Annotated in this window: 12 protein-coding genes and 1 rRNA gene; 4 read left to right on the forward strand and 9 right to left on the reverse strand. The window is 36.0% G+C overall.

From position 1 onward, the window contains the following. Nucleotides 1–8 precede the first annotated feature (8 nt). Entirely contained in the window at nucleotides 9–323 is a 315-nt protein-coding gene (locus TE34_RS12420) for a PepSY domain-containing protein (protein ID WP_047985136.1), read from the forward strand. A 101-nt stretch (nucleotides 324–424) separates the two neighbouring features. Here the strand turns inward: TE34_RS12420 and TE34_RS12425 are convergent, their stop codons facing one another. Further along, on the reverse strand, nucleotides 425–1267 hold the full coding sequence (locus TE34_RS12425; RefSeq protein WP_047985137.1) for a YtnP family quorum-quenching lactonase: 843 nt from the start codon (nucleotides 1265–1267) through the stop codon (nucleotides 425–427). Between the two features lie 108 nt (nucleotides 1268–1375). Beyond that, the gene (trmB, locus tag TE34_RS12430) at nucleotides 1376–2020 is read right to left on the reverse strand and encodes a tRNA (guanosine(46)-N7)-methyltransferase TrmB (protein ID WP_047985138.1); all 645 of its coding nucleotides are present in this window, start codon (nucleotides 2018–2020) and stop codon (nucleotides 1376–1378) included. 75 nt (nucleotides 2021–2095) lie between these two features. On the opposite strand from trmB, the gene TE34_RS12435 reads away from it, so the two are divergent. Next, nucleotides 2096–2383: a YtzH-like family protein gene (locus tag TE34_RS12435; RefSeq protein WP_047985139.1), complete on the forward strand. Its 288-nt coding sequence runs from the start codon at nucleotides 2096–2098 to the stop codon at nucleotides 2381–2383. Here the strand turns inward: TE34_RS12435 and TE34_RS12440 are convergent. From TE34_RS12440 to TE34_RS12465, 6 genes are all read right to left on the reverse strand, one after another. Beyond that, nucleotides 2375–3181 (reverse strand): phosphotransferase family protein, encoded by an 807-nt coding sequence (locus TE34_RS12440; RefSeq protein ID WP_084710701.1) that lies wholly within the window; start codon nucleotides 3179–3181, stop codon nucleotides 2375–2377. The genes TE34_RS12435 and TE34_RS12440 overlap by 9 nt on opposite strands. Nucleotides 3182–3283: 102 nt before the next feature. Next, nucleotides 3284–4201, reverse strand: coding sequence for a diacylglycerol/lipid kinase family protein (locus TE34_RS12445; protein WP_047985141.1), 918 nt, complete (start codon nucleotides 4199–4201; stop codon nucleotides 3284–3286). Nucleotides 4202–4205: 4 nt separating this feature from the next. After that, entirely contained in the window at nucleotides 4206–5120 is a 915-nt protein-coding gene (locus tag TE34_RS12450; RefSeq protein ID WP_047985142.1) for a hypothetical protein, read from the reverse strand. Then, nucleotides 5121–5690, reverse strand: a complete 570-nt coding sequence (gene thpR / locus TE34_RS12455; RefSeq protein ID WP_047985143.1) for an RNA 2',3'-cyclic phosphodiesterase — start codon at nucleotides 5688–5690, stop codon at nucleotides 5121–5123. A gap of 9 nt (nucleotides 5691–5699) precedes the next feature. Continuing rightward, nucleotides 5700–6413: a pseudouridine synthase gene (locus tag TE34_RS12460; protein ID WP_047985144.1), complete on the reverse strand. Its 714-nt coding sequence runs from the start codon at nucleotides 6411–6413 to the stop codon at nucleotides 5700–5702. 17 nt (nucleotides 6414–6430) lie between these two features. Then, a complete protein-coding gene (locus TE34_RS12465; protein ID WP_047985145.1) occupies nucleotides 6431–8059 on the reverse strand; it encodes a putative polysaccharide biosynthesis protein in 1629 nt (542 codons plus the stop codon). A gap of 180 nt (nucleotides 8060–8239) precedes the next feature. On the opposite strand from TE34_RS12465, the gene TE34_RS12470 reads away from it, so the two are divergent. Further along, nucleotides 8240–9508 (forward strand): BaiN/RdsA family NAD(P)/FAD-dependent oxidoreductase, encoded by a 1269-nt coding sequence (locus TE34_RS12470; protein WP_047985146.1) that lies wholly within the window; start codon nucleotides 8240–8242, stop codon nucleotides 9506–9508. A gap of 84 nt (nucleotides 9509–9592) precedes the next feature. Continuing rightward, a complete protein-coding gene (locus TE34_RS12475; RefSeq protein ID WP_047985147.1) occupies nucleotides 9593–9781 on the forward strand; it encodes a hypothetical protein in 189 nt (62 codons plus the stop codon). Between the two features lie 271 nt (nucleotides 9782–10052). Here TE34_RS12475 and rrf read toward each other — a convergent pair. Beyond that, nucleotides 10053–10168, reverse strand: a 5S ribosomal RNA gene (gene rrf, locus TE34_RS12480). Nucleotides 10169–10237: the final 69 nt, after the last annotated feature.

Genomic DNA, 10237 nt, shown 5'->3' on the forward strand with positions numbered 1-10237 from the left:
GAAACGTTATGAGTTGGAAAAAAGCAGCACTAGCTGCAGGTGTTGGGTTTGCAGCAGGATACTTAGCAAAGCAACAGATAGAACAATATCAAAATATAACACCTGAAAAGGCATTAAAGAACGCAAAAGAGACATTTAAAAAACATGGTCCAATCAGTGGCTCTTGGATTTATATGAAACCAGAAACAATTGAAAAAAATGGTTTGCAATACAATGCTTATCGTGGTGGTGTTACCCGGAGTATTGATGGTCAGAATAAACAATATGAATTCTATGCAGATGCTGAGACTGGCGCAGTAATTGACGTCGTGGAATCTGTTTAATGTTAGGTAGTGCACAGAGGGTCTGACCCCTAAAAAACAACAATCACAACATGTTGTTTTTTAGGGGTCAGACCCTCCTTACTAATATCATCTTCGAGAACTTATCTCTTTCTCTCCACCACTTTTAATCGATCGCCCGCCTCATTATATTTAATCGCACGATAATAGGCATCATGATAAAAGGTATACCATGCATTTTTCTCATACCCATAGTTCATCCACCTTTCCTTCTGATGGACAGAAGTAACTGGATAATCATCATAAGCCATTGCCCACAGTTTATTTTGATGAGCATTTGTAGGCATAATATCTGCCATATGTATAAAGCAGTCTTCATCTTCCTCAAAAACGATGATTGCGTGTCCATCACTATGGCCACCTGTATGTATCATTCTCAAACCAGATAAGACCTCAATTTCACCTGAAAACGGTTGTACTTGATCTTTAATTGCTTTCCAGTTCTCTTCCCAATATGTATTTACAGAACGGATATTAGGATTCTGCATTTCATTCCATTCCACATCAGAAGCATAAATTACGGCATTCTTAAAAACAGAACGATAGCCTTGATTAGTTTCAATAGTTAACCCACAGGCATGATCGAAATGTAAATGTGTCATTAGGACCAAATCAATGTCATCTGTCGTCAAATTTAGTTCTGCTAAAGAAGCATCAATCGATGATTCCTCGAACACGCCAAAGTTTCTCTTCTGTTTATCGGTCAACTTACCATTTCCAATACCTGAATCAATTACAATATTCTTGTTGTCTAATTGTAGTAAGATAGGATCTGTTCTTAATTCTATTTGATTCTTATCATTAGAAGGGTAATTCCTGCTCCACAATGCTTTTGGAACTACTCCAAACATTGCCCCTCCGTCTAAATGATTGACTCCTCCATTCAGCCAACTTAACTTTGCACGACCTACCTGTAATCGTTCCATCTGAAACTCCCCCTTATTCCCATGCATAATTATAGTTTAACGAACGCCCAATATTCTTGCAAACGCTACCATTTAGAAAGAAAAAAAGAGGGTCTCCCCCCTTCATCGTTATTCTCCTTGGAAAACAGCCTTACAGCGATAGATTGGTTGACCCTTCGCAGAAAATTTTTCTTCATACTCAGTCATTACATTTTCTGGATCATGATCCTTATGCAAGTCAAGACTAACTTCTTGTAAAAACATACGATATCCAGAAAAACTAACTAATGAATATTCGAAAAGTCCACGATTATCCGTTTTAAATATTAGTTCACCATTTGGCTTTAATACCGTCTCATACAACGTTAAAAATTTTCGGAAGGTTAATCTTCTCTTTTCATGTTTATTTTTCGGCCATGGATCTGAGAAGTTTAAATATAAGGTTGATACTTCATTCTCCGCAAATAGTTCCAGTAAATTCTCTGCATTTTCTTGAATTAGTCGGATATTTTCTTGTCCTGACTCTTGAACCTTTTCTGCAGCAGTTACGATTACGCTTTTAGAAAGCTCAATACCAATAAAGTTTATATGAGGATACTGCTTAGCCATCCCTACAATGAATTGGCCTTTTCCAGTACCGACCTCAACATGGATCGGGTTGTCATTCCCAAAAACTTCTGACCATCTTTTATTATGTTCACTTGGGTTAGGAATTACGAGATGCGTATTTACTCGCAAGAAATCGTCCGCCCAAGGTTTATTTCGCTGACGCAAAATCAGACACCTCTTTCTGCTACTCTTACATATTTTAATTTAAATATCGAATACTATTCTGTGAGGTGAATTCACATGTCATTAACAGTAAATCATCAACTAGAATTACTATTAGATATTTTAGATGAACAACAATCGGAGTGCTGTGCACAAGTTTCCGAGTACCAACAAATTAAACGATTAGTAAAATCAATGATGGCAAATAACAAAATTACGAATGAACAACTGCTGCAGCTCTTACCAGAAATTTATAATTATGGTCGGCAAGGTGAAAGTGTTCAGAATCAAGAAGAACATATCGTTACAAATAAAAATAATATTGATAGCTGGATTAGTGCAATCGAACAAACAAATTTACAATAGTCTCATTTGAAAATTTAGCTCTTTTAAAGATATAAGCAATTCATTATACTTATCAAGTTCCTGTCTTTCAAAATGGAATGCTAAAAACGATAGCGAATCAATTATTAAATACCAGTACATTCGGATTAGAAACGGTTTATCAAGCTCGATTCCATATTGTTTTAACCATTCCTTCCAGTTTTCTTTTGGTATATAGGAATTAAGTACCTTTCCATAATCGGCTATTGGATCAGCAATCATTGCATTGTCCCAATCTATTAAAAATAATTGCTCCGCTTCTGTTAATAGTAAGTTATGGTGGTTCATATCTCCGTGACAAACTGTTTGACGTTCCTGCCTAGCAATAGGCAAGTAATTTTCTAAATAAATCAGAGCATCCTTTATTTCAATCGATGAATTCTGGATTCGATTTTCTTGTAATCGACTTTGGATGGATAGAAAATAATCATCAGCAGTTATAGGCTTTTTTCCTAAACGGAGGAGCATATGCAATAGCTCAGTGGAATGGTGAATTTTGTGAAGCAGATCAGCTACACATTGATTTTGCATTTCAGCTGGTCTTAATTCCCTTCCCTTTAACCACTTTTGAGCCGTAATAACATCACCGTTATTTAATCGTTTCGTCCAAACCAATTTTGGCACGATTCCCTCAGCTGATAATACAGCAAGAAAAGGTGATGAATTACGCTTTAAAAATAGTTGCTTTGATTCCTTCTTTGCAAAATAAGCCTCCCCAGTTAAGCCACCAGCAGGCGTTATTTCCCATTCGTCACCTAAAACTCGTTGAAACCATTCCATCATTCATTCCCCAAATCACCAATAAATTCATGTAAAAATACAGACATGTTAATAGATTATCGAATATAAGGATTAATTTCAAGGTGTCTTTATCATTTATTGCTAAAAATTGGAGCCCATTATTTGGATGTGTTTCTTATTTTTAACAATAGTGCAGGTTTCACAGGAACCTGTTTGACCGTCCACCTGATAATAGATTCTCTTATTAGCGTTTACAGACAAATTTTCTACCTGTAATAGATCTACTTCTTTGAAAGTAATATGTTTCCCTATAAATACGGTTAAAAACAAACCTAATACTTTCCACTTTGAAATACCATGTATGATCAGTATGGGCATATTGTTAGGTTCAATTTTAGCAGTAGGAATTATTTTCATTCCACCACCATAGTATGGATGATTAGCAATTGTTACCATCCAACAGTCCGTAATTATTTCCTTTTTTCCATCAAGTTTGAGTTCTGCTATAAATGGTTTAAACCTTAATAATACATGAATAAGTGCAATACAATAACTCAATGTTCCTAGATGGAATTTATTAAAGAAATTTTTATAAACGGATTGATTTGCATGTTTTGCAACTTCAGCATCAAAACCGAATCCCATACTATTTATAAACTGCCGCTTCGTTATATTGTCGATATGGTAGTTGCCTTTCCAATAGTTTAGTAGATTTTCACCCTTGATTACTCGATTTAAAATTTCTACGGAAGAGCCTTTTATGCCACTTCCACGTCGAAAGTCATTCCCAGAACCTCCTGGGATAAAGCTAATTGGAATTGGAGAGTCTCCCATACCATTTATAACCTCGTGAACGGTGCCGTCTCCCCCGATAATTACTATTGCTTTTACATTCTCTTCTTGAACTACTAGTTTAGCTATTTTCTCTGCATGCCCTGGAAATTCCGTAAGATAATACTTGGCGTCCATCTGCTGATAGACTTTACTTTTCATTAACTTACGGAAAACCTTCAAACCTCGCCCATTACCTGATACTGGATTAACAATAAAGATATACATAGCATTAATCCTCGTCTTCCATCATAAAGCTAGTAGAATCTTCCTCTTCCCACTCAGGTCGTTTCACATAAGAGGATTGACAGTGCTTGAGTAAAGCCTCCGCAGATTTCAGTTGACCATTTTTTAGCGGAGAAATAAGTGACCGTTTCTCTTGAAACCAACTATCATATTCGTGTTTGCCTACAATTCTAGTTTTATATGGTGCAGAAAGACAGTTTATCAGATTCGTACGAGAAAGGACCACCTTATGAATAGGAAATGAAATGTGATGCTTTTCCATTATTCCTTTAATGATTTTTTCCGTCCGCTTCAAGGCAAAGATTGGACTTAATTTTTTCGTCGTCTGATCACCATTATCAAACACCCAACTTCTTTCATCAGAAGCTGAGATAATAGTATTTGGGGACTCTTCAAGTACATAAATTATCTCAATTCCTATTGGGCTTATGAGCATGATTTCTCCCTCAACAGGCGCATTTCTAATCTCAAATATAGGATAATACATGAGTAAATACGTATCTGGAAAACGTTTTAAAAAATAGTGAAGAAGTTCATCAGTATGGTATTTTCGTTCTACAAAGGAAACATTAGAAAGTGTCGAGGTCGCCCATTTAAATTGGAATTGTACAATATAATCTAAGAAATAATGCTTTAATCCCTCTTCTGTATTTGGTAACGTTTCTTCCCTTTCTGACTCATCAAAAAACGTCTCCTTCTCCCTTTTTCTTAAAAAGTTCCATTTGTTCTTTTTGGGTGATTCTTCTTCCATTGTTATATTGGATATTGGCTCTTGGTTACTCCATAAATAATGAAGCTTTTTCCAATTATCTTGTTTTAACCGTATGAATTGACTAGGATATCGATACATATCCCATTCATATCTCGTAATGTAATTTTGAAGCTTAATTAACTGGGCCAACTAATTACCCCCTTTTAACCGATAAGTTTCCACTCTTTCATACTTAGGTGATTTGGAAGGGAAAATTTGATACAAAACAAATTCTTCTACATTCATTTGGTATTCTCTCATAGTATAGTTTTCTTTGATTTCCGGTAGAACCGCAGTATGGGGAGATGAACCAGTCCACTTCTTTGCTAGTGTGATATGAGGTTTATATGGTCGGTTCTCTTTAGGGAAACGGACACTAGTCGCTGCTATCTCTACCTTTTTGTATAAATCCTCTAACTGATCCGTTTTAGTTACTCCAGCCCATAATACACGAGGACTATCATGCTTACCAAACGTACCGATTGTTCCAACAGTTAAAGTTAAAGCTGGGTGTGAAATCGACTTTAAAGCCTCCCGCAAGTCTGTTAATTGGTTTTCTTCGACTGCCCCCAAAAATTTTAATGTAATATGGAGATCCTTTCGGTGTGGCCAAACCTTGTAAGAGAGTTTTTGTTTTAGATTATCCTGCCAGTTCGCAAATTCTTCACTAAGGTTTTCTTCCACAGGTATCGCAATAAAGAAATGTGGCGTTTTTCCCATATAGATCCCTCACTTAATCGATTGACAATAGTTAAGTTCTTCCGGATTTAATTCACGGTACTCCCCAAGTCCAAGTAACTCGTCCAATGTTAGCTCTCCCATATTTAATCGCTTTAAATAAACAACCTTTTTTCCTACAGCCTCAAACATCCGTTTTACTTGATGAAACTTACCTTCCGTAATTACTACTTCAATCTCTGACTGTTCACCTGATGAAATGATTCGTAACTTGGCTGGTTTTGCTTCATAGCCATCGTCTAACGTTAATCCACTTGCAAATGCTTCTACATCTTTATCCGTTACAATGCCCGATATTCGAGCATAATATGTTTTTTCAACATCTTTCTTCGGTGAAAGTAATTGATGAGCCAGTCGCCCATCATTGGTTAATAATAGGAGACCTTCCGTATCTTTATCCAATCTTCCAACAGGGAATGGTTTATAGTGTTGATGATCAGGTGATAAGATATCCACTACCGTCTTATCATGACGATCTTCTGTTGCAGAGATATAACCAGGTGGTTTATTCATCATGAGATAAATAAACGGCTTATATTCGACGAGCGTTCCGTCTACCTTAACCATGTCTTTCTCTGGAACGATTTTCATACCACTATCCTTCACTAAGCTATCGTTCACTGTAACACGTTTCTTTTTAACAAGTGTCTTTACATCTTTACGAGAACCATGTCCCATGTTAGCTAGTAATTTATCTAATCTCATTTCATCACCTCTAGGACCTACCGAAATATCTTACCTAGTTTACGTGCACGTTCTCCAAATACACGTTCCAATAATGTTGACTTATAAGCAAACCAAAGGTATACATATCCTCCGAACATCACACCAAGTGTTAACATAATGGCTAAACCTAATCTAGTATCTTCATAAGAGAATATGGCGCCTACGATTATTTTCATGATAAAGATTACTGTTCCCATTATTACTACAAAGATAAGTATTAATATCGTTCGCTTTATCAACTGCTTAAATGGATACTCTATGGTTACTTTGATACGAATGAAATTTAATATCACGGCAATACTTAACCCTATTGCGGTTGCAAAAATGGAGCCTTTTGCACCAAACATATGAATCAGTTGGATATTAAATAAAATTTTAAATAAAATTCCTGCACATAGATTGATAACCGCATGATTTTGTTGGTTGATTCCTTGTAGAATAGCAGCTGTAACACTAAGTAATGCAAACAAGATTCCAACAGGAGCATACCAACCTAGTAATGAACCAGCTTCTAGCACGAAATCATTTTTAAGTCCTCCATACAACGTTCCATATGCCTCAGTAGAAAGAATGGAGAGACCAAAAGATGCTGGTATAACAAGCACTAAGATGATTTGTAACGCTTGAGTAATTTGGTTTACAAGCTGCGGCCGGTTACCCTGTGTAAATGAAGAAGTTAATACTGGCATTACAGCAAGAGAAAGACCTGTTGCAATAGTAACAGGGATGATCACTAACTTATGTCCAAGAGAATAAATTGCAGCAAATAATGCTTCACTTACCTCTCCTAATTCAATAGCAGTCATCGCTCTATTAAATGTAAATGTATCCACTAGCTGAAAAACAGGAATTGCAATAGATACAATCACAAATGGTCCAGCATATCGGAACAATTCACTAAACAATTCTTTCTTTGGAATATCATGCACTGTTTCCTGATGTGCAATATGCTTATCGATATGTGGTTTACGCTTTTTCCAATAAATAAATAGTACTATTAGAGAAGCAATAGCACCTATAAAAGCTGCAAAAGTGGCAAAACCTACCGCTGTATTTGTATTACCATCAAAAATATAAATAATGAGAAATGCCGCTACTAACAAGAATATAATACGTGCTACTTGTTCGATTACCTGGGATACTGCGGTTGGTCCCATTGACTGGTTCCCTTGAAAAAAACCTCTAAAAATACTCATGGAAGGGGTTATTATTAAAGCAAAACTAACCATTCGAATAACCATTGTAACGTCTTTTACACTATTATGTGAATCATCATCCGCAATTATTTGATTGGCGATTAATTCTGCACTGAAAAACAATGCTAAGAAAGCAATCACACCAGTTAATCCCATAATTGATATACCTGTTTTAAACATTCGCATTCCAGTATAATAGTCCCCTAAAGAATTATACTTAGAAACAAATTTTGAAACTGCAAGTGGTATTCCCACTGTGGCGACTGTTATTAATATACTATACGGTATATAGGCATACGAATATAAAGCTATTCCTGCCTCTCCTACCATCGCATTAAAAGGAATGATATATATCATCCCTAGAAATTTGGATAAAAACGAGGCTGCTGTTAACAGAAAAGCTCCTCTTACTATTGTTGACTTCGACATTTTTTCACCTGCATCTTTGATTAAAATACTACATTAAGCCTATTTTATCACACTACCAGTTCCATGGATAACCCCAGCTAACAATTATATACATTTCGAAATATATTATAGTTTTATGGCTAAAAATTGAGCACAGCTACTAGGAAGTGATAAAATATACATTTGAAAGGAATGAATAAGTTGAACTATGACGTAGTAGTAATCGGAGGCGGTCCCTCTGGTTTAATGGCCTCTATCGCAGCAGCGGAACACGGGGCAAAGACATTACTAATTGAAAAAGGGAATAAATTAGGCAAAAAACTAGCCATTTCAGGTGGTGGACGATGTAATGTAACCAATCGTTTACCACAGGATGAAGTGATCAAGCACATCCCAGGGAATGGTCGATTCTTATATAGTGCATTTTCTGTCTTTAATAATTATGATATTATCGACTTTTTTGAGGGCTTGGGAGTTGCTCTGAAAGAAGAGGATCATGGTCGAATGTTCCCAGTATCCAATTCTGCTAAAGATGTTGTAAATGCTCTACTTAATAAAATGGATGAGCTAAATGTAACAGTTGAGATAAATACACCTGTTAAAGCAGTACATTATGGGGAAAATCAACACACCATAATCTTAGAAAATGGCGAAAAAATGATTACTAAATCCTTAGTTATTGCAGCTGGAGGTAAAGCTGTTCCACATACTGGATCAACTGGTGATGGATATGCCTGGGCAAAAAAAGCAGGACATACGATAACTGAATTATATCCAACAGAAGTAGCCTTAACATCAAATGAGGAATTTATTAAACAAAAAAAACTCCAAGGTCTTTCATTAAGAAGTATCGAGCTTTCTGTTTGGAACGACAAAAACAAACCAATCATTACTCATAAAATGGATATGATTTTCACTCATTTTGGTGTCTCCGGGCCAGCAGTTTTACGTTGCTCTCAATTTGTTGTGAAGGAATTTATGAAAGGTAAAAAGCTAGTAACCATGCACCTGGATGCATTACCAGAAAAACATGAAGAACAACTTTACCAAGATATCCTTACATCTATTGAAGAAAACCCGAAAAGGGCTATAAAAAACTTATTAAAAGGCATCGTTCCTGAGCGTTTTTTAAGTTTTGTTCTCGATAAAAATCATGTATCAGAAGATCAAAAAGGGGCAAATGTTGGAAAAGATACAATCCGCTCAATTGTAAAGGACTTTAAAAACTTCACATTTACTGTCAGTGGATCATTACCACTAGAAAAGGCCTTTGTTACAGGTGGTGGAGTGTCTACTAAAGAAATTGTTCCAAATACGATGCAATCGAAAGTTATGGAAAGGTTATATTTCTGTGGGGAGATTTTAGATATACATGGCTATACAGGAGGATATAACATCACTTCAGCATTAGTAACAGGCAGACTTGCAGGTATGAATGCTGCTTTTGAGGCATCTTCTACTGGTATTTGATTCCTCTTATTTTTTTTAGATCTCCGGGGATTCTAATACTGTATTGGGGACAAAATTATGGCATGAAGAAAGGGTTGATTTCGAGTGCAAACAAAAGGAAAATGGTTGCCAATTCTCGCTTCTGTTGGAATAGGTGCAGCAACCTACTATACGATGCAAAGAAACAACCAAAACCTTGGCCAAACCATTTCTAAGATGGTTCCTTTTATGGCAGGAATGGGTGGCAAAGGCGGAGGAAACACTCAAAAGCTAGGACCATTTGGAATGTCATAAATTTTAGTAAAGCGCACCCAAGGGTGCGCTTTTTTATGATCTGTTATAGATGATTGAAATGTTTGGTTTTCAAATTTCTAATTCAAAGCCCTTGATCACATGAAAAAAATCTCTATCCCTATTGTTAAGTTAAAGACTTTATATAGTAACTAACTATGAACTCCACAAATATGTTATGAGGGTAATTATTTAAACTAAATACTCTTACAGTTTTATTATAAGGAAAACAAAAAAACCAAGAAATGATATAATCATCTCTTGGTTTACTATTGCCTGGCAACGTCCTACTCTCACAGGGGCAATGCCCCAACTACCATCGGCGCTGAGAAGCTTAACTGCTGTGTTCGGTATGGGAACAGGTGTGACCTTCTCGCCATCATCACCAGATAATGGGTTTAGATATAAAGTTTAATTTATACCCTAAAAACTAAATAAGAGTAAACAACGATTATCAAA

It is taken from the genome of Ornithinibacillus californiensis (genome assembly GCF_001038485.1).
Taxonomy (GTDB): Bacteria; Bacillota; Bacilli; order Bacillales; family Amphibacillaceae; genus Ornithinibacillus; species Ornithinibacillus californiensis.

What these genes read in the sequence shown, in the direction of transcription:
- TE34_RS12420 (WP_047985136.1), top strand. Translation starts at nt 9, where the DNA reads ATGAGTTGGAAAAAAGCAGCACTAGCTGCAGGTGTTGGGTTTGCAGCA.
- TE34_RS12425 (WP_047985137.1), bottom strand. Translation starts at nt 1,267, where the DNA reads ATGGAACGATTACAGGTAGGTCGTGCAAAGTTAAGTTGGCTGAATGGA.
- TE34_RS12435 (WP_047985139.1), top strand. Translation starts at nt 2,096, where the DNA reads ATGTCATTAACAGTAAATCATCAACTAGAATTACTATTAGATATTTTA.
- TE34_RS12440 (WP_084710701.1), bottom strand. Translation starts at nt 3,181, where the DNA reads ATGGAATGGTTTCAACGAGTTTTAGGTGACGAATGGGAAATAACGCCT.
- TE34_RS12445 (WP_047985141.1), bottom strand. Translation starts at nt 4,201, where the DNA reads ATGTATATCTTTATTGTTAATCCAGTATCAGGTAATGGGCGAGGTTTG.
- thpR (WP_047985143.1), bottom strand. Translation starts at nt 5,690, where the DNA reads ATGGGAAAAACGCCACATTTCTTTATTGCGATACCTGTGGAAGAAAAC.
- TE34_RS12460 (WP_047985144.1), bottom strand. Translation starts at nt 6,413, where the DNA reads ATGAGATTAGATAAATTACTAGCTAACATGGGACATGGTTCTCGTAAA.
- TE34_RS12465 (WP_047985145.1), bottom strand. Translation starts at nt 8,059, where the DNA reads ATGTCGAAGTCAACAATAGTAAGAGGAGCTTTTCTGTTAACAGCAGCC.